Here is a 26,432-nt window from a genome sequence, read left to right as displayed (position 1 = left end):
AAGAGGCCCTTCTGTCATGCCTCCGCACCGGCCAACTCACCCGATCCAGCACTCCGTTCGAATCGGGCCGACCATGCGAACGGATAGAGAACAGCCAGTCAGACGCCCACATGGGCCTGGTCAACGCGATCGGCGCCACCCCGCCCGGCGCCAGCTGGCAGCGCTGTCGCACCCACTAAGCCCGTGCACTGCTGAGCCAGGTGCCCAAGTCGGCCCAGCCCTGGGTGGCCACCTTGTTGCGGACCGTCTTCGAACAGCCCGACACCGACGCCGCCCAGGCCCAGATGCGCCACGTCCTTCGATGCCCTGAAAGCCCAATTTCCCAAAGCCGCAGCCCACTTGGACGCCGCACAGGGCGACGTCCTGGCGTTCACCGCCTTCCCCCGCGAGATCTGGCGGCACATCTGGTCCAACAACCCGCAGGAGCAAGCTGAACAAGGAGATCAGGCGTCGCACCGACGTGGTCGGGATCTTCCCCGACCGCACCGCCCTGAACCGCCTGGTCGGCGCGGTCCTGGCCGAGCAGAACGACGAATGGACAGAAGCCCGCCGCTACATGGGCCTCGACCTGCTCGCCAAGGCCCGCCTCCACCCGATCGAGTCACAAACCGACGAGACCGTCCTCCCGACCGAACTCACCGCATCGCCTCAAAACTGAGATCACCGCGTGGCCGTCAATACACCACTCCAGCGGACGGGACCGTATCGCTCCCACGCAGCCCCATAGCGTTGCCGCGGCCAGCCCTCGCGGCGCCATGCCCCAGAGCTTCCTAATGCTGTTCCCTGGGGCGCGGGGGACGCATGGGGGAGCGTAGATTCCCGGTGACCGAGAGAGGCGACCGCTCTCCGGCTGGGCCGCACGCAAGGTCTCGTATTATCTTCACGCCTCCGCAGCCTCTCGCGGAAACATTCCGCACCTCACCGGCGTTGGTGATCTCCGAGTCGAGGGGAGGAAGGTGTCGGACCTGAAGCTGTTTCGCACGGACACGACGAATAGCGGCATGACCGAGGTCACGCCGCGTCTTGCTGAGGCCGAGGCAGGTGTGCAAGGTCTCGTCGAGGCGCACATGGAGACGTTGCTGGGTGTCCAGTGCCTGGCGAGCGAGTATGGCACGGGGCCGGTTCACGGGGGCCGCATCGATTCGCTCGGGCTGGACGAGAACGGATCGCCGGTCATCGTCGAGTACAAGCGCGGTGTCGACGCCGGCGTCATCAACCAGGGCCTGTTCTACCTGGCGTGGCTGATGGACCATCGCGCCGAGTTCGAGCAGCTGGTCCGAGACCGGCTCGGGGTGACGGCCGCGTCCCAGGTCCTGTGGAGCGGACCGCGCCTGATCTGTATCGCCGGCGACTTCACGCGCTACGACGTGCATGCCGTGCGCGAGCACCGGAGGTCGATCGATCTGGTGCGCTACCGACTCTTCGGCAGCGACCTGCTCAGCCTTGAGACCGTGGCGTCCTGAGCGGCGGCATGCAGGTAGCAGGCTGGCCGCGCCGCCAGGCGGTTGCCAGGGCGGCGGCCGGCGCCGGGGGCGCGTCGATGGTGGAGCTGGCGAACGCTGTCGACGAGGTACTGCTCGGGCTCGGGGACGGTGTGAACCGCGTCGAGCGCAGGACCTACCGGGCCTATCAGCGGCTGCGGAACTTCGCCTGCCTCTGCCCGCCGCAGCGCAGCAAGCTGCTGGTCTGCCTGAAGGCAGATCCGCAGGACGTCGACCTCGTTCCGGGTTTCACCCGTGACGTGTCCGGTCTCGGTCACCACCTGACGGGTGATCTGGAGGTGCAGCTGCGTACGCCGCGATACGTGAAGCGGGCACAGAATTTGTTCCGGGCCAGCTACGCGGCGGCGTGATCGTCTGCGGCCCATAGCTGCTCTGTGGCCGTGGGGCGGCCCCCTTCGACGTGCGAGTAGGGCGTGGCGGTGGACTACCAATGATGTGCGGGATCGCCGGTTGGGCTAACCGGCGATCCCGCGCTATGTTGCCCCGCTCTTGCGCGCTGACGATCAGCGTGTACGGCTGGCAGCGGGGGTGGCCGCGACCGCGGGGGTGACCGGCGGGCTGGTGAGGAGGCTCGTTCTGCGTTCGGAGGATCCGGACTGTGGGTGGCGAGTGCCGGTTTTGTGGGCGAGGGCCTCGGAGAGATCGGTCAGCAGCGAACTCGGGGTGTGTGGGGACGCGGTGACGGCCCAGGTGGGCCGGTCAGGGCCGGGACCGGCCCAGATGGTCCAAGTGGCGAGGTTGTGGCTCGGGTGCTGGGCGGTGAAGGCGTCGAACTGGACGCCCGCGTCCCCGGTGGGGGACTTCCAGCGGATCCATCGCCCCTCCACGGTGTGCTTCCATCCGGCGTCGGAGAGGGGCTGCGTGGCCACGGTGACCATCTTCTCGTCCACCGGGGCGCTGATAGCCGCGTCCCAGCCATCGCCTTCGGCGAGGTGATTCAGCAGCTCCTCCAACATCGGGGCGGGGGTGGCGCCTGTCGCGGTGAGGACCCACATGCGGTCGGACACGGGTGTCTCGTAGGCGGCCACGGTCCACGCTGTTTCGTGAGCGGGCGTTTCGTGGACGCGCTCGACGCGCAGGGTCTGGGACTCGTGGATGGCGTGGGTCGTCTCGTCCGACCAAGTTTGCCACTTCTCCTATTCGCAGTGGGAGTCGATGAAGGCGTCGAGGAGCGAGTCGTGGTCACCGGCATCGGCCAGGTAGGCCGGGACGGTCTCCGGCTCCGGACGGGCCGGTTCGGCCTTGACCACGGTGAGGGGGAGCGGGGCGCGGGCCTCGGTAGCGGCGCGTTCGGTGTCGGTCAGGGGTGCCGGGGCCGGGGCGCATCTCGGCGCCGTGGACCTTCTCGAAGGCGAGCAGGGCCCCAGCGGGTGAGTCGAAGGTGTTGGTGACCTGGCGCAGGTGGTCCTCGCCGTGGAGGTAGACGGACTTGCCGTTGCGGTGGAGGTAGGTGCCGACCGCGACGGTGGTGTGGCCGTCGTGGGCGTGGATGAGGAGCTGGCCGTGGCGGATGTCGTCGTGGATCTTCTGCGCCTGATTCGAGACCTCGCGGATTTCGCTGCGGGTGCACCACGGCATCGGACGGTTCGCCCAGGTCCATTCCTCCGCCATGGCCTCCTGGAGCCGAGGGGTGATCTCCACGGTGATGCCGTCAGCGGACAGGTGCTTGGCTGCGCCCTTGGCCCAGTAGGGCTCCGTAAGTTGTTAGGCGGCCCGGAGGACCGGATGTGGCTGAGTAGGGCCTGCCCTGCAGTGGCTCGCGAGGAGTGGCCGTCCGGTTCTCTGGGACGCCCTGACTGCTGATTGAGATGTGCGCGCCTTGTGCGGTCGCTGTTTACGGAGCGGACAGCGGGGTGTTCCTCGGGCCAACGGCACTGTGTGTGGAACGAGGAGCGGGCGAGTGAGCAAGCGGCTTGACCAAGCCTGGTGTGGGATCGACGCGGGCAAGGGCCATCACTGGGCGGCAGTGGTCGATGACACAGGCGCGACCCTGTGGTCGAAGAAGATCGACAACGATGAATCAGCAATCCTCGCTGCACTTGGCGAGATCCTGGACCTGGCGGATGAAGTTCGCTGGGCGGTGGATATCTCTGGCACGGCTTCTGCCTTGCTGCTGGCACTGCTCGCCGCACACGGTCAACACGCCGTCTACGTGCCGGGTCGTACCGTCAACCGCATGGCTGGCGCCTACCGGGGCGAAGCCAAGACCGATGCCCGCGATGCCTATGTAATCGCTGAAACAGCTCGCCACCGCCAGGACTTCGCGTCCATCGGGGTACCTGCTCAGCTCGGCGCCGACCTTGCCCTGCTGACCGCGCACCGATCGGATCTGGTTGCGGACCGGGTGCGGATGATCAATCGGTTGCGTGATGTCCTCAGTGGCATCTTCCCTGCACTGGAGCGGGCATTCGATTACTCGGACCACAAGGGTGCCCTCATCTTGCTGACCGGATACCAGATTCCCGCCGACATTCGCCGCCGCGGCCGGGCCAGGCTGACGACTTGGCTCGCCAAACGCGGCGTCCGCGGAGCCGACAAGGTCGCTGCCACCGCTCTGGAGGCTGCTCAGGCTCAGTACACCTCACTGCCCGGCGAGGATGTCGCTGCGCAGATCGTCGTTGACCTGGCCGTCGAGATCCTCGCTCTGGACGACCGACTCAAGCGCCTCGACCGGCAGATTCGGGAGATATTCCGGACTCACCCGCAGGCGGAGATCATCGAATCGTTGCCCGGCATGGGCCCGAAACTCGGGGCCGAGTTCGTCGTGGCCGCCGGTGATCTGTCGGCCTACGCGGACGCCGGCCATCTGTCCTCCGCGGCCGGGCTGGTGCCCGTGCCGAGGGACTCGGGCCGTCGCACCGGCAACCTGCATCGTCCCACGCGCTACAGTCGGCGCCTGCGCAGGGTGTTCTACCTATCCGCGCAGACCAGCATCATCCGCGAAGGCCCGAATAGGGACTTCTACCTCAAGAAGCGTGGCGAGGGCTGCAAGCACGTCCAGGCTGTTATCGCACTCGCCCGCCGACGCGCGAGTGTGTTGTGGGCGCTCTTGCGTGACAACCGAGCATTCACCCCTGCTCCACCGGTTACGCACGCGACTTGACCGGAGTTGTGATTGAGCGCAGGTGGCCAGTGCGTCAGCCGGGCGCCACTTCCGAGATCAGCGCCCGAACGCGGGTCTGGATCGCGTCGCGGATGGGGCGTACAGCCTCAACACCCTACCCGGCCGGGTCGTCCAGCTGCCAGTCGAGGTACCGCTTGCCAGGGAAGACCGGGCACGTGTCGCCGCACCCCATGGTGATCACGACGTCGGATGCCTGGACGGCCTCCACCGTGAGGATCTTCGGGCTCTCGGCGGAGACGTCGATGCCGACCCCCGTCATTGCCTCCACCACGGCCGGGTTGACGGTGTCAGCGGGAGCCGAGCCTGCGGAGCGACCTCCACGCGGTCACCGGCGAGGTGAGTGAGGAAGGCGGCGGCCATCTGGGAGCGGCCGGCGTTGTGGACGCAGACGAACAGCACCGACGGACGCGGCCTGACAGAAGAGCTCATGAGCAGGGGCTTTCTCTGGAGAACGGATCGGTCAGGAGACCGTGGGCTCGGGCTCGCCGTGCGGGACGACGACCTCATTCGGGACGCGAGCAGGGGGGCCGTAGACCACACCGACGGCCGCCAGCCCGAGTACGGCTCCCAGCAGTTGGGCCGCGATGAACGGGGCGACGGAGGGCGGGGCGATGCCAGCGAAGGTGTCGGTGAACGTCCGGCCGATGGTCACGGCGGGATTCGCGAAGGACGTGGAGGAGGCGAACTACTACGCGGCCCCGATGTAGGAGGCCACCGCGGCCGGGGCGAGCGCGGCGCGGCTGATCCGGCCGAGGCCGAAGATCAGCAGGATCAGCCCGGCCGTCGCGACGACCTCGCTCAGCAGCAGGTGCCCGGCCAACCGGTCGTGGGTGGAGAACTTGACCAGCGGCTTGGCAAACATCGCGTCGGCCAGGACCGCCCCGCCGATCGCGCCCGTGATCTGGGCGGGCACGTAGGCGGCGACGTCCCGCAGGGTCAGGCCATCCCGATCACGACGGCCGGTGAACCAAGCGGCGACCGTGACGGCCGGGTTGAAGTGCGCACCGGACACGGGCCCGAGCAGCAGAATGAGGACGCCCAGGCTGGTTTTGTACGTTGGAGCTGACACCACTTGTTGCACAGAGCGAGGAACACCCGGTTTCGCCGGGGGGCGATGTCTCTGGGTTCTGACAACACCCGGGGGCTTGCGGTGGAAGCATTGACGTGCTCTGGGGGATGAGGCAGCGATGGCGCCACCGAAATCTAAGGTCGACTTGTACGCGGCGATCCGTCGTGATGCCCGGGCAGGGATGTCGTACCGGGCTTTGATGCGTGAGTACGGAGTCGGATTCCGCGATGCGTGAGTGCGGAGTCGGTCTGGCCGGGCGCAGAGCGCAGCCTCAGGCTGACCCGTCCGAGCCTGTCGGTGAGAGAGCCTCAAAAACCGGCCAGACTACGCTCACCGCTATCCGTGCCACGACCGAGTGCGCGTGCGCTGAACACGCTAAGCCGGGCGGGGGAGCGCGTTGAGGCCGTCGATCGCGATGTCGGTGGCCCTTTGAACGGCTTTGTAGGTCTGCTCCGGCCGGTTGCCCCGCTTTTGGCATGCGGCGACGTCTCGACCGCGCGCTCCAGCCGCGACCTGTCGTCGAAGAAGACGATGTCGTCCTTGCTGTCGAAGTAGCTGAAGAAGGTCCGTGTCGCGATGTCTGCGGAGGCCGCGATCTCCGCCACGGTTGTCTGCTCGTAACCCTTCTCGGCGAACAATCGCAGGGCGCCTTCGATGAGCGCTTGCCTCGTGCGCATCTTCTTCCGCTGGCGCAGCCCGGGGTCGCTGGTCACGACAGCACCTTACCGCATGCGATGTAATTTTGCATTCATTGACGTTTTGCATTGAGTGCTGCTTTATTGAGAGGTACGTACCGACCGAGGAGCGGCCCATGGAGAGCACGTCCCCGGCAGGAGTCATGCCCACGGACCGCCAGAACCCGTTCGATCCGCCCGAGGAACTGCGCCGCCGGCAGGGGCTCGGCCCAATCCATCGGATGACCTACGTCGACGGTGGTCAGGGGTGGTTGGTGACCGGCTACGCCGCAGCGCGGGCGATCCTGGCCGACCCCCGATTCAGCGTCCGCCCGGACCACATGCGCTTACCGATTGCCCAGCCGACAACGGCGCCCGTGCCGCCGGGATTCTTCCTCCGCATGGACCCGCCCGAGCACGACCACTATCGGCGGTTGCTCACCGGTGACTTCACGGTGCGCCGGATAAAGCTCCTCGAACCGGAGATCGAGGCAATCGTCAATGACCAGTTGAACGCGATGGAGCTCGCCGGGGGCCCGGCCGACCTGTTCACGGCATTCGCGCTGCCGATCCCGTCACAAGTGATCGGCGAACTGCTCGGGGTGCCCTACTCCGACAGGCAGGGGTTCCAGCGGAACGCCGCCACGCTCTTGAACGTCGACCTCACACCGGAACGCCGGCATGAGGCGGTCAGGGAGCTCATGGCATATCTACGGGACCTGCTGCGCCACAAGCGTTCCTGGCCAGAGGAAGATGTGCTCAGCGGGCTCGCTGCGCACGAGGGACTTACTGCGGACGAGAGGGCCGGACTGGCGCTCCTGCTCCTGATCGCCGGGCATGAGACGACGACGAACATGCTTGCGCTGGGCACTTTCGCTCTACTGGCCAACCCCGCACAGTTAGCCGAGGTCCGCGACAAGGAGGAAGACGCCCCTGCAGTGGTCGAGGAGCTGCTGCGATACCTCACGATCATCCATCACGTGGTCCGCGTCGCGCTCGAGGACATCGAGCTCCACGGCTGCCTGATCAAGGCCGGCGAGTCCGTCACCGTCGCACTTTCCGCGGCGAACCGGGACGCTGACCATTTCGCCGACCCGGACGCACTTGACCTCACCCGCTCTACGGCCGGACACCTCGCGTTCGGTCACGGCCTCCACCGGTGCCTCGGGCAGCGACTGGCCCGCGCCGAAATGCGCATCGCCCTCCCCGCACTGCTTCGCCGCTTCCCGGCACTACGTCTCACTGCCCCACCCGAGGAAGTGCCACTGCGGTCGGCCATGACGGTCTACGGCGTGCGTGAACTTCCAGTCACCTGGTAGGCCGATCAAGGTCGAGAAGAACAACGTGTGCTCGGCGACCTGCAAGCGCGACGTCTGCGAGTTTGAGCCATACCCCTTCACTGCCGGCTCCCCACCGCCATCCGGCCCTTCAAGCACCGCCCGCATCGTCGCCCCCAGACACCTCCCGACTAACGCGTCCAGCGGATACCCGCATCGGACCACGATCGCCAGGACCAAACTCACCCGGGCGCACGGCATGGATCAGTTGCGGCCTCCGGCGTTGTCACTTCTCATCGACATTTCCGACCCCAGTGATCGCTAAGTGCTTCCGGAAACCGCCGACAAATGTCACACACCGAGGCTTGACTCACTCATTGAGACTCCTCGTGATCGATGCGGGCCAGGACCAGGACGTTGGTGGCGGCGGCGCTCCAGTCGGCAGCCTCCAGAGCCATGAGAGCGACGTGGGCCTGGCTGCCGGTGAGGTGGGCCTGCACGGCGCTTGGGTGGGTGGGGTGGGTGTCGAGGCGGACGTGGGCGTCGATGGCGGGAGTCACGTGGGGGTCTCGTCTCTTGTGCCGGTGGCCGGTCCTTGGGGTCCGGCCACCGGTGTACGCGGGGGGCTATCGGGTTGCCCGTGTGGACCGGGCGGCGTGTGCAGCCGTGGTGGTCGGCGGGCCGGCGCGGGTGGTGGGCGCCGGTCGCCGCTGCTGTGGCGGGGTGGCTCCGGTGGCGTGCTGCCAGCGGGTGCGGGCGGCGGCGATGTCGGCGAGGGCGCGGCGGGCGCCGACGACGAGTTGGAAGGGGGTGTTCGCCGGGTCGCCGGCGTATGCCTCGATGCGTCGGCCGGTGTGCTCGGCCGTGGCTAGGAGGGAGCGCTGCAGGGCGCGCTCGCCCCAGTGCTCGACGGATCCGGCCGGTTCGGCCAGCATGCGGAGGACCGCGCCTGGTTCACTGCCGTCGTCCAGCAGGCCGCGCTGCTGGGCTTCCCACAGGACGGTGACGGGGTCGACGGGCTCTTGGCGGCGGGCAAGGCCGGTCAGGCACTGCCACAGGCCGGCGTGCAGCGGCAGGGTGAGGTCGTCGGGGAGCAGCCACCGGACGGCTTCGATGTCGGAGGGGTAGGCCGTTGCGGTGGCGAGCAGCATCTGCTCCTCCTCGACGGCCTCTGCGGGGTCGGGCGCGGCGGGCGGCGGCGGTGCCGTGGTGCGGGGCAGCACGCCTGCGCGTGGCGGGAAGTGGTTGGCGATGTCGTCCACTACCGCGGCGAGCGCATCGGCCTCGGCGAGAACCGTCTGGACGGGGTGCGGAAGGGAGACGTCGTGGACGGTGTGGACGAGGCGTTCGGCGGCCGTCAGCAGGCGGCGGCGGGCGTGCTCCGCCTCGACCATCCGGGCGTAGGCGGGGGCGTGGCTGGGCCAGGGGCAGACCTGGACGAGGGTGTGCAGGTAGGAGGCGGTGAGTCCGCGCGCCTGCTCCCGGCCTGTGGCGAGCACGCGGTCGAGCCACTTGGTGTTCTTCGCGTGCTCGGCGGGGTCGGGCGGCGGCAGGGTGGTGATCGCGGTGTACAAGGCGGCGTGCGCGGCGGTGGAGAACGAGTCGGGGGCGATGCCGGTCACGTTGCTGAGGCGGTGCGGATCGAGGAGGAGGGCGCCGAGGAGGGCCTGCTCGACGTGGAACACCGGCTGGGGCGGTGCGATGGCGTCGAGGTCGTCTTTGTCGGGTTCGGGGGCGTGGGGCATCAGGCGGCGAGGGTGAAGTCGTCGGGGTCGAGGGTGACGCCGAGGTGTGGGGCGAGGAGGTGGCCGGCGAGCAGCGGGGGCACGGCGTTGCCGATCTGGGAGAACTGCTGGCCCTTGTTGCCGGCCCAGGGGTAGTCGGCGGGGAAGGTCTGCAGGATGCCTGCCTCGCGGGCGGTGATCCGGATCGGCTCGGGAACCGATGGCGCGTCGACATCCATGGCCGGCGAGGCGGGCTCGGCGATCCAAGTGCACTCGTTCGCGCGGTGCCCGAAGAACAGTGTGCCAGCCGGCTCGGACAGTGGACGGACGGTGGCGTTTGCCTGGTTGTTGCTGCGCAGGGACCAGGACCAGCGGTGGGCCTCAGCGGTGAACGTCGGCGTCGGAGCGTCGGTGGCCCGGTTCTCGTGGGTGCCGTGCCGGGCCGCCCATCCGGCGCCTTCACGACGGGGCTGCTGGACCACTCCGTCCGGCCGGGGCATCCAGGTGCCGCGCTCACGGGCGTCGGACAGCGTCTTGCGGGAGCCCGACGGGAACGGTTCGGGTCCGCCGCCGGGTCCACCGCCCGCGCAGACGGTGGGGACGGGGCGGTCGGTTGCGCCCCATCCCAGGGCCTCGGCCATGCTGACCCAGCGGGCGCGGCCGGGACCGAACAGCGACTCTGGTTCGGCGAATTGGGAGTGCGTGGGGGTAGGAGGCTGCGCCGTACGGACGCGGGAGGCCAGGAGTATCGCCCGCTTCCTGGTCTGCGGGACGCCGAAGTCGGCCGCGTTGAGGGTCCCGTACCAGACGGAGAACCCCCCACCCGCGCAGGATGGCCGCGTACTGCTTCCACAAGGGCAGGACGTGCGGCACTTCCTCCATGGCGACCCAGTCGGGCTCGCCGACCGTGTTCAGGGCGTACAGATAGCGCATCGGCTCGGCTGCGAGCAGGGAGCGCTCGTCACGGCATGCGGCGAGGAGGCGTTCGCGGGAGTCGCGTCCGGCGGCCAGGTCCTCGACTGCCGCGTGCACCAGCGGCTGGTCGAGCAGGCCGAGGCGTTTGCCGGCCATGCTCCACGCCTGGCACGGAGGGGAAGCGATCATTCCGTGGGTGCGGCCGATGAAGGGCCAGGTCGGATACATTGCCACGTCGGTGCGGATCGTCAACTGCCCCGCCGCGGCCCGGGTCTTGCACGCCCACTCGTCCCATTCCAGCCCGATGTCGCGCACGCCGAGGACGTGCAGTGCCCTGCTCCAGCCGCCTGGCCCCGCGAAGAGGTCGAGTATCACGTGGCCGGCCCGAAGTCGGACTGTGTCGGCGCGTGCTTCGCCACGGCGCGGGCGGTGATCGCCTGCGACGCGCGGGCGGACGCCGCGGACAGCTCCTCCGCGCCGGGCTCCCGGTACCACGGTCGGAGGTCGAGCATGGCGGCGCGCATGCCGGTGGCGAAGCAGAGCGCGGTTCCCTTGGGCAGGGCTCGGATCGCGTCGGCGGGCAAGATCCGCTCCTGCCGCATCGACACTGACGTGCTCTTTCCGGACTCTGAGTGCGAGGTGGACGTGGTCTCCACGTCGTGGTCACCGATCAGGCGGCTGAGCTTGTCCGCGAAGTCCGGGTCGTCAATACCGCTGCCGATCACCTTGACAGTCGAGGCGGACCACATGGCGTCCATGCCCGCGTCTCCCCAGACCTTCTGGCCCTGGCGGTAGGACTGCAGGATCGTGATCGGGATGATCCCGCGGCTGCCGAGGTGGGAGTACAGGTCTGGCAAGTCGCTGATCTTGCACACGTTGGCGGCCTCGTCGAGGATCGCCAGCATGGGCGGATCCAGGCGCCCGCCGGCACGTTCGGCCTGCGCGGTAGCGGCCCGCATCACCGAGTCCGCGCACGCGGCGATCAGCGCCGAGGCTCCGCCGCCGCCGTCCTTGCTGAGCAGGAACAGCGTGTCGGTGGACGTGACGAACTTCTCCGGCCGGAATTCCGGGACGTCTTTCTGCGGCGTCACCCATGCGGCGATTTCCGCGTTCAGGAGCGCGGAGGCGTACTGCCGGGCGGTCTCGTAGATGCCGTCCCTCGTTTCCGGGGGGCCTTCGACGGTGCCCTTGAGCTGAGCGGCGACGGCGGCGAAGTCGTGGTCGCGCAGGATGTCCAGCGGGGTGCGGTCGGCGGGGAAGGCGAGCCACTGCATGATGTCGGTGATGGGCCGCTCGTCGAGCGCTGCTGCCAGGAGCAGCTGGGACAAGATGTTGCTGCCGGCCTTCGTCCAGAAGTCGCCCTGCTGGGAGGCGTCCACCGAGGCGGCGAGGAAGTGTCCGGCCAGACGGTTCGCCCCGTCCAAGGTGGTCGCGCTGGCGAGAGGGTTCCACCACATCTCGCGGGCGGCATGCGCGATCTGCTGTGGATCCATGGTCCACACCGCCCCCGCCCGGGCCCGTGCCTCGTAGGCGGTGGTGAAGGCGTCGCCAGCGGCCTTGTTCGATGTCAGCAGGACCGGGCCGGGTGCGCCGAGCATGGACGGGATGGCGAGCGAGGTGGTCTTGCCGGAACGGGGCGCCATGATCGCGACGGCGACGTCCTCGAACCCCATCCGTACCTCGTGGCGGCTGCCCTGCAGGTTGCCGAGAAGGATGCCGGTGTCCTTCGCGTCGATGTGCTTGCTGTTCTTCAGGCTGGGGCGCAGGGAGCGGGCTTTGTCGGTGATCGCCTTGGCCATCAGCGGCTCGATGTCCCGGGCCTTGGCCATGTCGGTGATCTTCTTCCGGCCGCCGCTTCGGTTGTTGTGCCGGGCCCACAGGACGCCAGCCCCTGCCCCGAGAGCGAGGAGGAGGAGAACGGGGACGATGCGGGCACCGATCAGCAGGGAAGTTTCTGCTGCGTCGGGCCAGACCTGCTCGGGGCGGAGCAGGGCGTTGGTCGGCTGGTAGGAGGCCCAGCTGGTGCCGGTGAGGTAGGCGGTGATGTTGCCGGACAGCCAGGCCAGGTGGGACAGGGGGAAGACGACGGCGAGCACCCCGAGGAGGAGGCGCAGGACGAGCTCGTATCCGTCGGTGTTGCTGCTGGAGGAGGAAGGGGGCAAGGGCTACGTGCTTCCGGGCGGGGAGGGAGGGTTAGCGGCTGCGGCCGTGCCTGGGCGGCGCTGGCCGTCAGGGGATCGAGGCCGTCGGCGTGGTGGTGTGCCGGGCAGCCAGGGAGTGAACGCGGTCTTCCAGCGCGCCGGCGACGTACACGACGAGCCCGTCGGTCGTCCGGCGGATGACGACATTTGGGTCGAGGATCGGCAGACTGCGCCCGCTGTCGGTGCGGCGCACGGGCTTCGGATCGCCGAGCGCGGCGGTGAACGCGGCGACAAGGTGTGGCGGAGTGTGCGCACCGAAGCGGGCGTGCCACACCTTCTGGTGCATGCCGAGGGTGACCGTGGCGAACCAGGCTTCCGGATCAGCCGGTGCTCCCAGCCGCTCGACGTACGCCGTCTTGTCGGGAAAGCAAGGCCGGCTGGTCACCGTACGGTGACCAGCCGGCCTGCCGGAGCGCTCCGTACGGGTCGCACGGCGCGTCAGCGGCTGGGGCCGGGTCGGTGAAGGCGGCGATCAGCTCGATGGGCGTGCGGGCGCCGAAGCTGGCGTACCAGGCGGCCGGTCCGGCTCGGCGACGTGGTGCAGGGTCTCCACTGGTCGTAGGGGTCGGGCTCCAGGCGCAGGAGGGCCTTCTGGTCGGGGCGGGAGGCAGGACGCGTGGCATCAGGGGGTCGTTGCCGTGGCTCCATCCGCAGGCACGAGGGAAAGGGTGATCCAGGCGAGGTCACCGCCGCCGGCGAGGTGGGGCGGGGTGATGAAGTCAACCTCGACGGTCTCGGGAGTCGGGGCCCTAGTCACTTCCGTGTCGCGGTTCGTCGCAGGGGTGCGAGGGCAGGAGTGGGAACCAGGGATGAAGGGGCCTTGCGGGCTGCTGTGTTGATCTCCCGGAGCGCTTTGCCGTGGGTGGCCCAGTCGTCGAGGTAACTCCAGGATTCGGCGTGATGTTCGGCGAGGGCATCGTCGAATTCGGCGGTGCCGGGCTTGGCGGTGGCGGGCAGGGCGTCGCGGGTGAGCAGCCATTGCTCGTGCAGTTCGTCGAGACGGTCGAGGGCCGTGTGCAGGACGCCCAGCTGGTATACCCAGCGGCTCTGCACCGTGTTCTCCGGCAGCTGGGCCAGCTGTGTCTCGGCGGTCGCCAGCAGGTGCCGGGCGCCGTAGCGGAGCGGCTCGAACGCCTCGGCGGTGTCGGCATCGCGCTGGCTCTTGCGCATGCCGTAGGCGTGGTCGTCGTAGGGCCAGCCGTCGAGGCCGGTGTGCTCGTCGGAGTAGGCGTCCCAGGCGTCGAGGATCTTCTGGCTGTCCCGCACGTAGTGGTCGAGGTGGCGCAGGAAGTCGCGGTGTGCGTGGTGGTCTCGGGAGATGGGGAGGGGTCCTTTCAGGTCAGCGGCGAGCGGCCGGCTGCGCGGTACTTGCGTGCGCCGGGATCGTCGCGGGTTTCGTCTGCTGGCGGCGGGCTGAGCGTGCCTGGGCGCGCAGATGCTTGATGCGCGTGGCGTGGGCGTCGACCACCTGCTGCGGGCGCAGCGGGCTGGGCTTCTGTACGGCGCTGTAGTGGCCGGTGCGTTCGAACATGCCGCGCTGGAGCGGGCTGCGGTCGGTCAGCGCGGTGAGGAACGCGCTGACCAGGTGAGCGGGGGTGTGCTCGTCGAGGTAGGCGTGCCAGATGCGCGGGCCGGGAAACTCCCCGTGGCCGGGCTCGCGGGTCTCGATGTGCCAGGACGACCGGTCGTGGAATTCGCTCAACGGCCGCAGTTCGATGTGGCACATGGAGTCCGGCGAGCGCGCGCCGTCTGGCTCGTGGCGCCATCCTGCCGAGGTCACCCGCTGCCACGGGTCCGGCTGCTGCGGCGGCGGGGTGGTGAGGGCGTCGGTGAAGGCGGCGAGGACCTCGGCGGGCACGAGTTCGCCGAACTCGGCGTACCAGCCGGGCTCGGTGCCGACGGGCTCCGCCCGTAGCCGCCACCACGCCGAGGTGCGGGACTGCGGGTCGAACTGGAGCCGGTGGCGAAGGCCAGGGCTTGCCAGGATGATCTCGGCGCTCAGGGGGTCGGAGACGGCGTTCCATCCGGCGGCGGCCAGGCCGTGGGTGACGTGGCGGGCGTCTCCGGGGCCGGCGAGGTGGCGGGGGCTGGTGTCGTACGGGATCTGCACGGCGTGCTTGTCGGCGAAGGCGGCGAGCTGCCGTTCGCTCAGCGGCACCAGCAGCACCCCTGCTCGCTCGTCGGCGAACTGTCGTACAGGTCACGGAGATCGTCCAGCACGTAGTGGAGGGTGTGCTGGTCGGCCAGTTCCCACGCGGCCGTACGCAGCTCGGTGATCAGCAGGTCGCCCTGCGCCGTGCGCGGCGCGTCAGGGCTCTTCTGAACGGCGCGGGCGAGGGCGCGCAGCGTGTCGGCGAACTGGACGGGCAGGCCCGTGTACTCGTCGAGGAGGGGCTCGACGAGGGCGAGGGCTTCTGCGGGGTCGGGGTTCTCGCGCAGGTAGTCGGTGAGGTCCGCGAGCGTTTCGGTCAGGGTGCGGATGGTGTCCGGGGTGAGTGCGGGCATCGGGCTCCTCGGGGCGGGGCTATTGCGGTCAACGGCGGGTGCGTGCGCCGCCGGCCGGGGTGTAGGGATGGGCGCTGGTGCGCGGCCTGGTGCTTCGGGCGCTGTAGCGGGCCCAGGTGGCGGCGCGGGCGGCCGTGATGCGGGCCTGCTGCCACGCACTGAGCTGGGAGGGCTTCACGGACACCGACCAGGTACGGATCTGCGCGCTGTGCGGCACGCGTCCGCGCGGGCGCATCACGGGGTCCGGGCTGGCGAGTTCGGCGGAGAAGGCTTGCACCAGGTGCATCGGCGTGTTCGGCGTGAAGTTGGCCGTCCAGCCGTTGCCCTGCTTGTCCCGCGCTCCGGTCCACCACATCGCCGCCCCGTCGGGGCTTTGCCGGTACTGCATCCACGCGGTGCCGTCGGGGCTCGTCGCCATGTAGTCCTGGCCCTCGAAGCGCGTGTGCCAGTTCTGCTCCTGCAGAGGGGCCCAGACGTTGGGGGCGTGGGCGGAGCGGGGGCGGGTGAGGGCGTCGGTCAGGCCGGCGACGATCTCCGCCGGCGTCTGCCGGCCCAGGTGGGCAGACCACTCGCCGTTCGCTCCGTCTGCGTGGCCGTGGATGGTCCATCCGCCGGGGAGGACGTAGGGGTCGTAGGCGATGCGGACGGTGCGGTCCGGGCTCTCCATACGCAGGGGGCCGCCCGTCTTGGACTTGTCCCTCCAGCCGGAGGCGCGCAGGAACTCCGAGACGTGCCGGACGTCGCCGCCGCCGGCCAGGGCGCGCGGCTGGACGAGGTAGTGCTGCTCGGCCTGCTCGTCGGGTCCCCAGCCCTGCCACTGCTTCTTCTTCACCGGCGGCGCCGGACGACGAGCGGTGCGGGTGCCGGGGGCTTCGCCGCCGTAGCGGCGGGCTGGGCGCCGACGCGCTGAAGAGCGTCTTTGTGTTCGTCCAGGTCGAGGGTGATGTCGCCGAGTTCGTTCGAGGCACGGCCCAGGGCGAGCCACACCTCCGCGGGGAGCGCGCCTCGCTCTGCCTGGTCCTTGGCGAACACGCTGCCGGTGGCGACGAGGTGGGTGACGCCGCCGAGGACTCCGGTGTCCGGGTCGAGCACGCGGGCGATGACCTGAGCGGCCTGGGGCGGGGGCAGGTGAGATAGGTGGTCGGCGAGCTGTCCGAGCTGGCGGGTGATCTCGTCGGCCAGTCTCACGGGGTAGGGGGTGGGGTGGGACATGCTCCTCCAGGGCGGTGGACGGTCAGTGGTGGTGGCGGTGCCCGACGCGCTGTGTCTCGGCGAGGGCGGCCTCCGGGCGGCCGCCAGCCAGCGGGGAGGTGTGGTCGGGGCCGGTCGGAATACAGGCGCGCAGATAGCGGCGGAAGAGGGCCGTGGCGAGTCGGGGCTTAAGCCGGTTGCTGATCGGTGGGGGTGGGCGGATTGCTACGGGTATCTCCGGGTCTCGGGTGGTGAAAGGCGGGCGGTCCCGGCGCGGTGCCCGGGACCGCCCAGGCGCCTTACGGGGTGCGGCGGGCTGGAGCTGCAGGCGAGGGGGAGCCGATCGGTGCCTGTTGCCGCACGGCAGGGCGGCCCGCTCGGGTGCGCAGGTCCTGCACGGCCTGCCGGTAGGCGGATTCGTCGAAGACTTCGGGCGTGCAGTTGACTTCGTACCCGGCCAGGAGCAGGACGGGGATGGCGCGGGTTGCCAGCCGCTTCTGCTCGCCGGCGTCGAGGTGTTCGGGCACGGTGTGCCAGATGTAGATGGGCGTGTCGGCGGGGTACTCGTGGCGTTCCAGGCCGAGGTGTTCCAGCAGGTCGTGGAGCTGGGCGGGGGCGCCGGTCGGGGTGTCGGCGTGGATGGTGGTCGTCAGGGCCTTCATGTAGATCTCGACGTCCGTGCCGTATTCGTCGGCCAGGTTGGCCATGTGGTTCTCCGAAGTCAGCGGCGGCGGGATTTCGCGGGCTGGGCGTGGCCCGGCGGTGGTGAGGTAGTGGCCGGCCGCTGCGCAGGGCGTGCGACGTGGTTGCGGGCGTGGAGGATGGCGCGCGCGGCCTCGCTCATGGAGGTGGCCGTGCTTCCGAGCCGTGCGACGGGATCGGGTTCCCCGGCGGGCGCGGCCCCTTGGAAGTCGCTGGCGGCGATCCAGGCGCGGACGACGACCTCTCTGGCGAGGGGCAGCAGCCCGTGGACGGGGGCAGCGACCTCGGTCAGGACCTCGGCCACCTCGCTGCTGGTTGTGGCGGCTGCGGCTCGCTCAGCGAGCCCCGCCAGGTAGCGCAGGGCGGCCTCACGTTCACCGTCCGGTGCGACCAGCATGTTCAGCGTGGGGTCGAGGTGGACGCTGTGACCGGCGGCGAGCAGGGCGTGCGAGGCTGCGGTCGCCTTCCGGCGCTGCTGCTCGACGGGCAGGCCGTGCGGAAGCCGGTGATAGTCCCCGCGCGGTCCGGGAGCGGAGAGGAAGCCGCCGGTTCGCTGGAGGATGTCCGCGGCCTTGTCGGTGCCGCCGATGGCCACGACCAGGTCGGTGCGGGGGTCCTTGGTGATGGTGACGTACTCCAGCACCCAGAAGTCGGGCTCCGACTGCTTCATCGAGCCCTGGTGGCTGGCGTATGGGTGCTGGTAGGGACCGGCGGCACGGAAGCGGGGGCGGCGGTGGGTGCGGTCCGGCCTGCGGGATGCTGCAGAGCGGTGCCGATGCCGAGCGCGTCGAGGCGCCCACCGATCTCCCGCAGGGCGCGGGCCTGGGCCTGGGTGTCGTCACCACCCAGGCGGTAGATACCACTCTGCGGGTCCTGGACGAAGCCGTGGGCGAGGAGGATCGCGCCGGCGCGGTCGTCGACCGGGGCGGCGGCGACGCTGCCGTCCGGTTGCCAGGTCAGGACGACCCGGTCCGGCTGGGAGAGCAGGATGCCGCCCAGGGCGTTGTGCCGGACCTGGGCGAGGGCGGCGTCGTAGCGGGGGAGCAGGTCGCCGGCGACCTGCTCGGCGCTCAGGAACGGGTCATCGGCCAGGGCGATGCCGTTGGGCTCGGGAACGCCGCGGAACGCCTCGTCGGGCAGGGCGCGGGGGGCGACGGCGGCGATGAGGAAGCCGTCGCGCTCGTCGTTCCGGTCCAGAAGGACGAGCTGCGCACCGTCCTGTCGGCTCAGGACGGCTGCCTGCTGCAGCAGGGGGTGCTCGGCAAGAGAGGCGGCGACCAGATCCAGGTCCCAGATTCGGTCGGCGAGTTCGGCGAGGTCGTCCTTGGCGTCGGCCGGCAGGTGGGAGCTGGTCCAACTGTCGGGGAGTTCGCCGGCGAGAACGTCGGCGTAGGAGGCGAGGCGCTCGGAGGTGTGGTGGTCGTGCATGGTGTCCTTGGGCGAGGTGGGAGTCAGCGGCGCAGTCCGGCGGCCATCGGGGGCGGCGGGGCCGGTAGGGTGCGCGGCGGTGGCGGGCAGGCGCACACGGCAGAGCGCTCTTGCTCGGTTGACGGGACTTCCCCGGTGCAGATGCTGCGGCCGGGGTGCGGGGCATGCCGGTCGGCGAGCTGGTTGCGGGTCTCGGAGAGGTCGGTACGGATGACGCGAAGGTGCTCGTCGGCGAGGTAGCGAAGCCGCCGCGCGATGTAGGGGTCGGCCGCCTTGCCGAGCCCGTCGTGGAAGTCGGCGGTGGCGGTGAGGACTTCCTCCAGCGCGGCGAGGACGCCGTCGTGGGCGGCGGTCAGCTCAGTCAGCGCATCGGCCGCCTCGCCCGTAGTGGCGGCCTCGCGAAGGCGCTCGGCGACGTGGGCAACGGAGGATCCCAGCGGCAGGTAGCTGGCCGGACGCGAGTCGGTGTCGAAGTCCGCGTCGCAGTCGACGTGGTAGCCGGCCGCCCGCAGGCGGGCCACGGCGTCGGTGGCGAGACGGTACTCGTCGTCCTCCGCTAGGCCGGTCGGGGCGCGGTGGTACGTCTCATGGACGCGGACGACGGCGACGAAGCCCGCGCGCTGGAGGATGCTGTGTGCCTCGGAGTCGCCGCCGCGGGCAAGGAGTTCGTCGGAGTGCGGGTCGCGGCGGATGTCCAGGAAGCGGTCGGTGCGGGGCAAGGAGACGTTTCTCCTACGGCGATCGGTGGGCGTTGTGCCGGACGGCGTCCGGGGCCGGGACGGCGCGGGGATGGACCAGGCGGTCTGCGGTGGTGTCCAGGTCCTGCTGGATGGCGTAGAGGCGGCGGGCGATCAGCTCCAGGCGGTGTGCCGTATCGGTGCTGGCTGCTCCCGGCTGGCGGGCGATCCGGTGCGAGGTGTGCTCGACGAGTCCGCGTACCGCGGCCAGAGGGCCGGCCTGTTCGTTGGCGAGCTGCGTGAGGATGGTCGCGAGCTGGGCCGACGCCGTGAGCGCCGCGCGGACGGCAGGCCGCGAAGGGGGGTCGGATCGGACAGGGACCAAGTGGAGGTCCTGTTCGATGCGACGCGCCTCCTGTGCCAGGCGCCGCAGATTGTCCGCGGGAAGAGCGTGCCACGCACCGTCGAGGTGGATCAGGTTGGCGATCAGGTCGAGGCGGCCGGGCTGGGCTTGGACGGCGATCCACCGGCAGCCATGTTCCTTGCCGGGGATCTCGATGCCGACGGCTCGTGCGAGCCGTTGAGCGACCTCGGCCCACTCCGGTCCTGTCAGTTCCCGGTCGTCCGGGTGAAGGCGGATGTCGAGGTGGAGGATCGCCCGCCGGTCGTCGTCGGGGCTGGCGGCGAACGGATGCTCCAGGTAGGGGCCTTCGAGGTGCTCGGCCCACTGGACGGACGTCCAGATCCTCTGCTCGTGGTCCAGAGTGAAGTAATCCAGGCCGGGCCAGTGGGCGACGATCGTGTGCTCCGTCAGGCCCTCGTTCGGTGAGACCGGCCGCCCCAGCGCCTCTTCGAGCGGGTCGTGGGGCCGGTGGGTCCGCTCGTGCAGGCGGGGGATCACCGGCCGCCCCGGATGTCGGCGATGTGCACGAGCTGGCCCAGGGCGGTGGTGGTGTACCAGCCGCAGTCGATCAGCTCGTCGCGGTCGGCGAACCGTGCGAGGAGGGAGTCCTCCATGGCCCGTAGATAGATCAGGCAGTCAGGGCAGCGGCGTGAGAGGTGCACGAGGTAGCGAGGGTGGGCGGTGACGTAGGACTGGGTGCCGCCGGTCGCATCCCGCAGCCGCCACCCGTCCTCGTCGGTCGGGGTGTGCCAGGAAGGGGCCACGACGCGCATCGCGTCGCCCCACAGTTCTCCGCCGGCCACCCCCTTCAGGACGACGACGGCGTCACCGGCCTGGAAATGGGCGTGGGTGATGTCCCGGTCGGGGGTGAGCGGGTCGGGCGTCGGTGCGAACGCCGAGGCGGACGGGGGCTGGGACATGAGTTCCTTCCACGCGATGGCTGGCGGGGTGGGAGCATCAATAGTCCGGAGGAACGCCGGTTTGGCTAACCGGCGTTTCCCGGCTATGTTGCCCCGCCGTCAGCGGAACGGGTTCTCCGTCCCGCGGTCCGCCTCACTGGCCGCGTCGAGAAGTTCGAGCAGGTCAGTGCCTTCGGCGTCCCGCTGGTCGATCCACCATCCGGCACGGGTGATGGAGCGGGCCTTCTCCTCCAGCTCCGCCCAGTCCGCCTCGTCCCAAGTGCCCTCGACGACGAGCGCGGTGTGCGCGGCCGTCATCAGCTGGTGGCGGGAGCGCTCGCCCCAGCCCAGGGCCTTCTCCGGGCCCTCCAACTGCGGCATGTAGAACTGCTTCGCCCACGCGACGGCTGCCTCCTGCTCCTCGGCCCGCTTGGTCGCGAGCCACTCCTCCTTGGACTCGGAGTCGGCGTCGCGCGCCGCCTTCCAGCAGTCGGTGCAGTCCTTCGACGCGAGCCAACGGGCAAAGCCCGCCCGCTTGTCGGCAGGACGATTGGACAGGTCATGATCCACGCTGTGGGAGCAGGCGTGCTCCACGGTCCAGTGCGTACGCACGGCCATAATTCGATCTCCTCAAAGGGGTTGGAAGGTGGGGGCGTGCCCTGATCAGGACGTCTTGTGCCGGCCTCGGAGTGGGCGGCGGTGTCGGCCGGGCGGCCGGTGCCCGGCGGGGCGGAGCTGTCGGCGCGCGGCGAGAAGGATGGCGAGGGCGAAGGCCGCGCCGACGGCGGGGAGCGCCGCGCTGGCGAGCGTCTGCTCGGTGAGGCGTCCGGCCAGGGCGGTACCGGCGGACTGCCCGACGCCGATCGAGAGGATCAGCCACGCATACGCCTCGCTGGTCCGGCCCGCAGGAGCGAGAGCATCGGTGGTCACGTAGGCGCAGGCGACCACGACGGTCAGGAACGCACCAGGCACGGCGACCGCGGCGGTGGCCGCAAACGGCGCGGGCTGGGTTGCGAGCGGGAGCCATCCGGCGAGGAACGCGGCGCTGGCGATGATCAGTTGGTCGGTGGTTGCCCGACTCCAGGTGCGGCGCCCGTAGACGAGGCCGCCCAGGAAGCTGCCGGTGGAGAACGCGGCGGGGATGATGCCCGAGAGCATGTCCTGTTCGTGGTGCTCGGCTATGGCGATCGACCACACGTTCATGGCCCCGATCGCGAACCCGATGCCGGTGAGCGAGACGAGCAGGAGCAGCAGACCGGGGCTGGTCAGCCGTCTAACGGGACAGTGCAGGGTGCCGACTGACGGCGTCGATCGCCAGCGCCGCGATGGCGGAGCGAGGGCGACCACGGTGGTGCCGGCCAGGCCGAGGACGGCGGTGACGGTGAGCGCGACGCTGGGGTTGTACGCGGAGGCGAGGGCGGCGACGAGCAGGGGGCCGACGATGTACAGGAGGCCCTGTGTACCGGTGTCGAGGGCGAGCGCGGCGTGTCGAAGGCGGGCGTCGGGCAGCACGCTGGGCCACAGGGCCCGCAGCCCGGCCTCCAGGGGCGGGGTGGTCAGGCCGGCGGCGACGACGAGGGTCGTGGCGAGGCCCGGTCCGCCGTACGGTCCCGTCAGCGGAAGGGTCACCAGGAGAGCCGAGTTGAGCACGGCGGCCGGAAGATGCACCGCCGTCTGGCCGTGGCGGTCCATGAGGCGTCCCTTGACGGGTTGCACCACCGAGGAGGACAGCCCGTACAGGGCGCTGAGCAGTCCGCCGAAGGCGATGCTGCTGCCGCTCGTGGTGGCCCACAGGAGGATGGCGACGGGTGCCATGCCGTTGGGGAGTCGGCCGGTGAGGGTGCCGCCGAGGAGGCGGGCGACGTACGGGCTGCCCAGCACCGTGCCGTAGGTGATGCGCGGTGCCTGGGCCGGGGGTGCGGTCGGGGACAACGGGTGCTTTCTCGGGGTCTAGCGGTGGCGGGCGGTCGTGCTGGCGCGGGGTGGCGGCGTGGGCGGGGTGGTGTCCACGGCCGGGCGCGGGCGGGCACGTAGCACGGGGGTGCGGTGCGGGGGCAGGACGGCGACGGTCGCGCCGAGGTCTTCGGCCGCCTCTTCGACTTCACGGGTGAGGAACTCGATCTGCCGTCCCAACGCTGAGAGGCGGGCGGCGATCTGGCGGCCCTGCACGGTCTCCAGGGCGCTGGCGAACTGGCTGCTCGTCTCCACAAGTTCCTGCAGGCGGACCATCGGGCCGGCGGCGTAGCCGCGCTGGACGGCTCCGAGGAGAGCATTCGAGGCGTCACCGGCACTGTGGCCTTCGACGACGTCGCGGATGAGTTCCTGCAGAGACATCTCCGGGGCCGGTGCCGGGCGGTTGAACCGGGAGACGTCCGCGCGCAGGATGCCGGGCGGGACCGGAGCGGGCAGGGACTTGCCCGCCTCATGCTCGTGGGCGTAGTGCCCGATCACCTGCCAGCCCGGTACGCCCGGGTCGCCGCGCAGCGCGACCACCGTCGAGTCGTTGTCCTCGACCAGGTAAGCGAGGGTGATCGGCTGTCCGTCGGCGGCATACCACGACTCGGTCAGCTCCAGCTCGCCGCGCCGCTGCGCGGCCTGGGCCCTCTCGGTCCACATCTGCTGCTCTTCGTCGGTCAGCGGAGCCTTGTGGTTCTGGCCGGCGCGCTGGTCGGCGAGGTTGCTGGCGATGCAGCTGTGGTCCGCCCAAGCGGTGAGGTGTGGCCACAAGGCCGCGTGCTGAGTGCGTTCGGCGGGGGAGCCGGGCGCAGCCGGCCGGTCGAGGGCTCGGCGGAGTTCGGCGGCGGAGGCAGCCAGGCCGTCCAGGACGGCCCGCCACCCGGTCAGGTGCCGGGAGGGTGGCAGCTCGTCGAGTACGAGTCGGGCGGCATCGAGGAGAGCCTCGGCGTGCGGGGCGAGGTGGGTGGCGTACGCCTCCACCGCCGCCTTGTCACGGTGGGCTCGTGCGGCTGCGCCTGCGCCCGCGTGGACGGTACGGCCGTAGCGGTCGCGTGTCATGTCGAGCGCGGCCTCGGTCTCGCTGTCGATGACCGCCATCCGCAAGCGGAAGTCGCGTGCCCAGTTTGCCAGTTCGGGAGCTGTCGGCAAGGGGCCGTCGGGGGCCGGGCTGCTCGCGGGTGTCATCGTGACCGCCCGCCGGTCGCGGCCGTCAAACGGACGGTCGGAGCGTACGTGGGCTTCGGCGGGATCGGCCGGGCCGCTGGCGGGGAGGTGGTGGGCGGTGCGGAGCGCTGCGTCGTCCGGCCGGCGGCGGCCTGGGTGAGCCGGCTGCGGCGCTCCTGGAGTCCGTTGGGCCGGACAGGGCGCGGCGGGCCGGCCGAGAGGGACGGGTCGAGGCGGATGTCGGCCTGCACGGTGTAGCCGTGGCGGCGCAGGTCGTGGACGGCTTGGCGGGTGCGGCGGACTCCGTCGCGCTCGGGCTCGCTGAGCCAGTACAGGCCGGGTTCTCCGGGAACGGGCTCGAACTGCTCGCGCTCCAGGTACCAGTGGGCGAGGTGCGCAGGCAGGGCGGCGGTGAAGGAGGCCACGAAGCCGTGTTCCTCGTGGTCGCCGAAGGCGAAGTGGGTGCCGGGTCGCAAGGGGGCGGGGCTCTCCTCGGGGCGTGGGGCGGAAGGGTCACGGGCCGCGGTGCGCGGGCCGGGCTGCGGTGAGGGGGCGGGCTGGCGCGGTGACGGGCAGGGCCGGGCGACGATGGGGCGCGCTGATGCGGGCCTGACGAAAGAACGTTTCGCCGTCGGCGAGCCACGTCTCGATGGCTGGCCACGCGCGTGCTCGGCGCCCGCTCCGGCACGGAACCGCCGTGGACGATCTCGTCGACCAGGGCTTCGGCATCGACCACGGCGTCGGCCAGGCGGGACAGGGCTGCGGCGTCGTCGGGCCACGGGCTGCTCGCGGGCCGACACCGGTCGAGCAGCGCCGGGGCGTGGTCGACGACGGTCAGGAAACGACGCCAGGCGTGGTCGAGGAACAACTCCGTCGCGGCGCCGAGGGCGGCGGCGCTCAGCGGGGTGGCGTCGCTATAGCGACCGGAGGCGTTCATGGCCTGCCAGGTGTCGTGCTCGGAGCGGATGTCTGCAAGCAAGGCTGCGATGGCCGCCGTCTTGCGGGCGTAAACGGCCTGCTCGTAGGCGGGGAGGTACCGGTCGGTGAGGGCCTGGGCAGCCCGTCCGGGGAACGGCGGCAGGACGATGCTGCGCGGCGCGTGGGGGTCGCCGTAGCCCCCTTCGAGTCCCTCGGGCGAGAAGGCCCCCACTAGGTAGTCGAGTTCACGGCCGGGACGTTCGATGAACAGCAGCGTGGTCCCCTGCACCATGTCGGTGAGGAGTGCGGCGTAGGGGATCCGCTCGCTATGGACGGCGCGGCCGAGTTCGCCGCTGTCCCAGATCCAGGGGACCAGGTCTTCCTGCCAGGCGGGGTGCGAGTAGATCTCGACCGAGGCGTGCCACTGGCCGGGCAGGAGGCGCGCGAGGTCGCGGGCGGCGTCGCCGATGAACCGGCGGCTGCTCGTGTGCACGCTGGTGCGGTGTCGCTTCGCGCACGTGACCAGGTCGACCACGGTGGTCTGGGTGCCGTCCGCGGGCAGGTGCCAGACGCCGTCGTCGTCCCGCTGGAAGCCGCTGTCCGCGAGGGCGGTGTGCGCCCACCGGTACTGCTCGCCCGAGGCGATCGCGACGATCCCGGACTCCCGGCTGTGCGACAGGACGATCTGCGCCTCAGCCACGGACCGGGTCCTCACCACCGCGCAGGACGGCGCGCAGGCTGCGGCCGTACGCCCAGGCGTGCTCCCGGGCAGCCGCCTCCATCCGGTCGTATCCGGCCTGGGCCGTCATCTGCCCGTCCCACTTGCGGTACCTGTACACGGGTACTGGCAGCAGGACCCCGGGGGCGAGTGCGGTTACGCCGAGGGCCGCGCAGTAGTCCTCGCCCTGGACAAGGCCGCCCATCGGCGCGGCGCGCACGAGGTCGGTGCGGGCGAGGATCGTGGTCGGCCCGATGGGGATGGTGTCCGTCGGCGACTTCCAATAGGTCCACACGTCGCCGGCCTCGTGCCGGCCGGGCGGGGTGGGGCAGCGCCACAGGGTGGTCGAGCCGTCGGGGTGCTGGTCCTCGCTCCAGCCGGCGCACCAGCCGACTCTCGTCGACTCCAGGGCGTTCAGCCGTACGGCCATCGCATCGTCGGGGAACAGGTCATCGTCGTCGGCCCAGTTGGTGTACGGGGTGCGTACGTGAGCGAGGGCCAGGTTCCTGGCGCAGGCGGCGCCGACCGGACGGGGCAGCGCCAGCGTGTGAACGCGCGGGTCCTGCGCGAGCTGGGCCGGCAGACGGTCGGGCGAAGCACCGTCGAGCGCGATCACGGCCTCCCACGGTACGGACTGCCGGGTGAGGCTGGCGTGCATCGCGGTCAGGTAGTCCAGCCGGTCTTCGCGCAGGCGGCTTGCGATGACGACGGTGATCAGGGGCGTGGTGTACGGGCAGTGAAGGCTCCGGGAAGACGAGGGGGAACTAGCGTCGGGCGGCGGGGCGCGGGGTGCCAGCCTTCGGTGGGGCTGCGGCAGGAGCGCTCTGGGGCTTCCTGCCGCGCGATGCCCGGATGGCGGGCGGGGAGTCGAGGGAGGACCAGGCCGCCGGGTGGTCGTTGAAGGCAGTGCGCGGGTCGGTGGACCAGCTCACGATCGGGCCGATGTCCTCGTGCAGGAGGCTGATCACCTCGACGCCCTCCTTGTGCAGGACGTACCCCCAATGCATGTCCTGCTCGTCGGCGGTCGTGTCGGTGACCGACATGCGTACCGGGGGTGAGCCGTCCGGGGTGATCAGGTGGTCGAGGGTTCGGCTGGGCCAGTGCTCGCCGCCGGTCAGCGCGGTCACGAGTGCGGGCGGGGCGTCGTCGAGGAGATCGGTGCCGAGTTCGTCCCAGCCGACGGCGACGTCGTCGATGAGGTGCCGGGACATGGCCTCGATGTCGCGTCCGAACTTGTACTGGTAGGCGGCCAGGAGCAAAGGGAGGTGGTGGCTGCGTACGCCGTCGAGCTGGACGCGGATGCCCGTGTATCCCGTACCGCGGGTGGGGCGGGCGATGAAGGAGCGTGTGGACAGGGGATTCTCCGGAGCGAGCGGGGTGCGGGG

The 26,432-nt window shown here is 70.5% G+C and carries 28 protein-coding genes and 5 pseudogenes; 5 read left to right on the top strand and 28 right to left on the bottom strand.

The window, feature by feature from the left end:
* Positions 1–98: 98 nt before the first annotated feature.
* Together OO68_RS47245 and OO68_RS42745 are read left to right on the top strand one after the other, a co-directional pair.
* Positions 99–658, top strand: a pseudogene (locus tag OO68_RS47245) (transposase); the annotation flags it as partial.
* Between the two features lie 298 nt (positions 659–956).
* Positions 957–1,852: pseudogene (locus OO68_RS42745) on the top strand (DUF5655 domain-containing protein).
* Between the two features lie 153 nt (positions 1,853–2,005).
* Here OO68_RS42745 and OO68_RS48040 read toward each other — a convergent pair.
* Together OO68_RS48040 and OO68_RS48035 are read right to left on the bottom strand one after the other, a co-directional pair.
* Entirely contained in the window at positions 2,006–2,530 is a 525-nt protein-coding gene (locus tag OO68_RS48040) for an SPDY domain-containing protein (RefSeq protein WP_245237346.1), read from the bottom strand.
* Between the two features lie 154 nt (positions 2,531–2,684).
* On the bottom strand, positions 2,685–3,143 hold the full coding sequence (locus tag OO68_RS48035; RefSeq protein WP_245237344.1) for a hypothetical protein: 459 nt from the start codon (positions 3,141–3,143) through the stop codon (positions 2,685–2,687).
* 259 nt (positions 3,144–3,402) lie between these two features.
* Here OO68_RS48035 and OO68_RS36750 point away from each other — a divergent pair, with 259 nt between their 5' ends.
* Positions 3,403–4,605: an IS110 family RNA-guided transposase gene (locus OO68_RS36750; protein WP_033313716.1), complete on the top strand. Its 1,203-nt coding sequence runs from the start codon at positions 3,403–3,405 to the stop codon at positions 4,603–4,605.
* Between the two features lie 34 nt (positions 4,606–4,639).
* Here OO68_RS36750 and OO68_RS42735 read toward each other — a convergent pair.
* The 3 genes and pseudogenes from OO68_RS42735 to OO68_RS43265 all read right to left on the bottom strand — a co-directional run bounded on the left by OO68_RS42735 (position 4,640) and on the right by OO68_RS43265 (position 6,408).
* A pseudogene (locus tag OO68_RS42735) lies at positions 4,640–5,055 on the bottom strand (arsenate reductase ArsC).
* Positions 5,056–5,086: 31 nt separating this feature from the next.
* Positions 5,087–5,707: pseudogene (locus OO68_RS42730) on the bottom strand (aquaporin); the annotation flags it as partial.
* 296 nt (positions 5,708–6,003) lie between these two features.
* A complete protein-coding gene (locus OO68_RS43265; protein ID WP_051814937.1) occupies positions 6,004–6,408 on the bottom strand; it encodes a TetR/AcrR family transcriptional regulator in 405 nt (134 codons plus the stop codon).
* Between the two features lie 98 nt (positions 6,409–6,506).
* Here OO68_RS43265 and OO68_RS36730 point away from each other — a divergent pair, with 98 nt between their 5' ends.
* The gene (locus OO68_RS36730; protein WP_033313714.1) at positions 6,507–7,688 is read left to right on the top strand and encodes a cytochrome P450; all 1,182 of its coding nucleotides are present in this window, start codon (positions 6,507–6,509) and stop codon (positions 7,686–7,688) included.
* A gap of 332 nt (positions 7,689–8,020) precedes the next feature.
* Here OO68_RS36730 and OO68_RS36725 read toward each other — a convergent pair whose 3' ends face one another.
* The 21 genes and pseudogenes from OO68_RS36725 to OO68_RS36630 all read right to left on the bottom strand — a co-directional run bounded on the left by OO68_RS36725 (position 8,021) and on the right by OO68_RS36630 (position 23,887).
* Positions 8,021–8,206: a hypothetical protein gene (locus OO68_RS36725; protein ID WP_033313713.1), complete on the bottom strand. Its 186-nt coding sequence runs from the start codon at positions 8,204–8,206 to the stop codon at positions 8,021–8,023.
* Between the two features lie 66 nt (positions 8,207–8,272).
* Positions 8,273–9,391: a DnaB-like helicase N-terminal domain-containing protein gene (locus tag OO68_RS36720; RefSeq protein ID WP_078625682.1), complete on the bottom strand. Its 1,119-nt coding sequence runs from the start codon at positions 9,389–9,391 to the stop codon at positions 8,273–8,275.
* Positions 9,391–10,660: pseudogene (locus OO68_RS42725) on the bottom strand (DNA cytosine methyltransferase). Before OO68_RS42725 ends, OO68_RS36720 begins: the two are co-directional and overlap by 1 nt.
* A complete protein-coding gene (locus tag OO68_RS36710) occupies positions 10,657–12,447 on the bottom strand; it encodes a type IV secretory system conjugative DNA transfer family protein (protein ID WP_033313712.1) in 1,791 nt (596 codons plus the stop codon). Before OO68_RS36710 ends, OO68_RS42725 begins: the two are co-directional and overlap by 4 nt.
* A 67-nt stretch (positions 12,448–12,514) precedes the next feature.
* Positions 12,515–12,871 carry an SPDY domain-containing protein gene (locus tag OO68_RS48030; protein ID WP_245237342.1) on the bottom strand — a complete coding sequence of 119 codons (357 nt, stop codon included), beginning with the start codon at positions 12,869–12,871 and terminating at the stop codon, positions 12,515–12,517.
* The gene (locus OO68_RS48025; RefSeq protein WP_245237340.1) at positions 12,807–13,109 is read right to left on the bottom strand and encodes a DUF317 domain-containing protein; all 303 of its coding nucleotides are present in this window, start codon (positions 13,107–13,109) and stop codon (positions 12,807–12,809) included. The genes OO68_RS48030 and OO68_RS48025 overlap by 65 nt, the downstream gene beginning before the upstream one ends.
* Positions 13,110–13,239: 130 nt before the next feature.
* Positions 13,240–13,752 carry a hypothetical protein gene (locus OO68_RS36700; protein WP_209442657.1) on the bottom strand — a complete coding sequence of 171 codons (513 nt, stop codon included), beginning with the start codon at positions 13,750–13,752 and terminating at the stop codon, positions 13,240–13,242.
* 73 nt (positions 13,753–13,825) lie between these two features.
* The gene (locus OO68_RS36695) at positions 13,826–14,644 is read right to left on the bottom strand and encodes an SPDY domain-containing protein (RefSeq protein ID WP_033313760.1); all 819 of its coding nucleotides are present in this window, start codon (positions 14,642–14,644) and stop codon (positions 13,826–13,828) included.
* Entirely contained in the window at positions 14,635–14,991 is a 357-nt protein-coding gene (locus OO68_RS36690) for a hypothetical protein (protein WP_033313710.1), read from the bottom strand. Before OO68_RS36690 ends, OO68_RS36695 begins: the two co-directional genes overlap by 10 nt.
* Positions 14,992–15,019: 28 nt before the next feature.
* A complete protein-coding gene (locus OO68_RS36685) occupies positions 15,020–15,823 on the bottom strand; it encodes an SPDY domain-containing protein (protein ID WP_033313709.1) in 804 nt (267 codons plus the stop codon).
* Positions 15,820–16,203, bottom strand: coding sequence for a hypothetical protein (locus OO68_RS36680; RefSeq protein ID WP_033313708.1), 384 nt, complete (start codon positions 16,201–16,203; stop codon positions 15,820–15,822). The genes OO68_RS36685 and OO68_RS36680 overlap by 4 nt, the downstream gene beginning before the upstream one ends.
* Positions 16,204–16,481: 278 nt before the next feature.
* The gene (locus OO68_RS36675; protein ID WP_033313707.1) at positions 16,482–16,889 is read right to left on the bottom strand and encodes a hypothetical protein; all 408 of its coding nucleotides are present in this window, start codon (positions 16,887–16,889) and stop codon (positions 16,482–16,484) included.
* Positions 16,890–16,903: 14 nt separating this feature from the next.
* Positions 16,904–17,554 (bottom strand): hypothetical protein, encoded by a 651-nt coding sequence (locus OO68_RS36670; protein ID WP_033313706.1) that lies wholly within the window; start codon positions 17,552–17,554, stop codon positions 16,904–16,906.
* The gene (locus tag OO68_RS36665) at positions 17,551–18,312 is read right to left on the bottom strand and encodes a hypothetical protein (protein ID WP_033313757.1); all 762 of its coding nucleotides are present in this window, start codon (positions 18,310–18,312) and stop codon (positions 17,551–17,553) included. Before OO68_RS36665 ends, OO68_RS36670 begins: the two co-directional genes overlap by 4 nt.
* 23 nt (positions 18,313–18,335) lie before the next feature.
* On the bottom strand, positions 18,336–19,031 hold the full coding sequence (locus tag OO68_RS36660; protein WP_033313705.1) for a hypothetical protein: 696 nt from the start codon (positions 19,029–19,031) through the stop codon (positions 18,336–18,338).
* A 13-nt stretch (positions 19,032–19,044) separates the two neighbouring features.
* Complete coding sequence (locus OO68_RS36655; RefSeq protein WP_033313704.1) at positions 19,045–19,890, bottom strand: hypothetical protein; 846 nt, start codon at positions 19,888–19,890, stop codon at positions 19,045–19,047.
* Positions 19,887–20,312, bottom strand: coding sequence for a hypothetical protein (locus OO68_RS36650; RefSeq protein ID WP_033313703.1), 426 nt, complete (start codon positions 20,310–20,312; stop codon positions 19,887–19,889). Before OO68_RS36650 ends, OO68_RS36655 begins: the two co-directional genes overlap by 4 nt.
* Before the next feature lie 99 nt (positions 20,313–20,411).
* Complete coding sequence (locus tag OO68_RS36645; RefSeq protein ID WP_020271146.1) at positions 20,412–20,909, bottom strand: hypothetical protein; 498 nt, start codon at positions 20,907–20,909, stop codon at positions 20,412–20,414.
* 45 nt (positions 20,910–20,954) lie between these two features.
* Positions 20,955–22,223 (bottom strand): MFS transporter, encoded by a 1,269-nt coding sequence (locus OO68_RS36640; protein ID WP_051814936.1) that lies wholly within the window; start codon positions 22,221–22,223, stop codon positions 20,955–20,957.
* Between the two features lie 18 nt (positions 22,224–22,241).
* The gene (locus OO68_RS36635; RefSeq protein WP_106974513.1) at positions 22,242–23,432 is read right to left on the bottom strand and encodes a hypothetical protein; all 1,191 of its coding nucleotides are present in this window, start codon (positions 23,430–23,432) and stop codon (positions 22,242–22,244) included.
* Positions 23,429–23,887: a hypothetical protein gene (locus tag OO68_RS36630; RefSeq protein ID WP_033313701.1), complete on the bottom strand. Its 459-nt coding sequence runs from the start codon at positions 23,885–23,887 to the stop codon at positions 23,429–23,431. The genes OO68_RS36635 and OO68_RS36630 overlap by 4 nt, the downstream gene beginning before the upstream one ends.
* Positions 23,888–24,108: 221 nt before the next feature.
* Between OO68_RS36630 and OO68_RS48020 the strand changes: the two genes are divergently transcribed.
* The gene (locus OO68_RS48020; protein WP_245237338.1) at positions 24,109–24,564 is read left to right on the top strand and encodes a hypothetical protein; all 456 of its coding nucleotides are present in this window, start codon (positions 24,109–24,111) and stop codon (positions 24,562–24,564) included.
* 457 nt (positions 24,565–25,021) lie between these two features.
* Here OO68_RS48020 and OO68_RS36625 read toward each other — a convergent pair whose 3' ends face one another.
* A complete protein-coding gene (locus tag OO68_RS36625; protein WP_033313700.1) occupies positions 25,022–25,765 on the bottom strand; it encodes a glycosyltransferase family 2 protein in 744 nt (247 codons plus the stop codon).
* A 46-nt stretch (positions 25,766–25,811) separates the two neighbouring features.
* Positions 25,812–26,348 (bottom strand): hypothetical protein, encoded by a 537-nt coding sequence (locus tag OO68_RS36620; protein WP_245237355.1) that lies wholly within the window; start codon positions 26,346–26,348, stop codon positions 25,812–25,814.
* Between the last annotated feature and the right edge of the window lie 84 nt (positions 26,349–26,432).

Source organism: Streptomyces iakyrus (assembly GCF_000717055.1).
Taxonomy (GTDB): Bacteria; Actinomycetota; Actinomycetes; order Streptomycetales; family Streptomycetaceae; genus Streptomyces; species Streptomyces iakyrus.
Note: the sequence above shows the minus strand (reverse complement) of the source record. Positions and strands in the feature narration are given on the sequence as shown.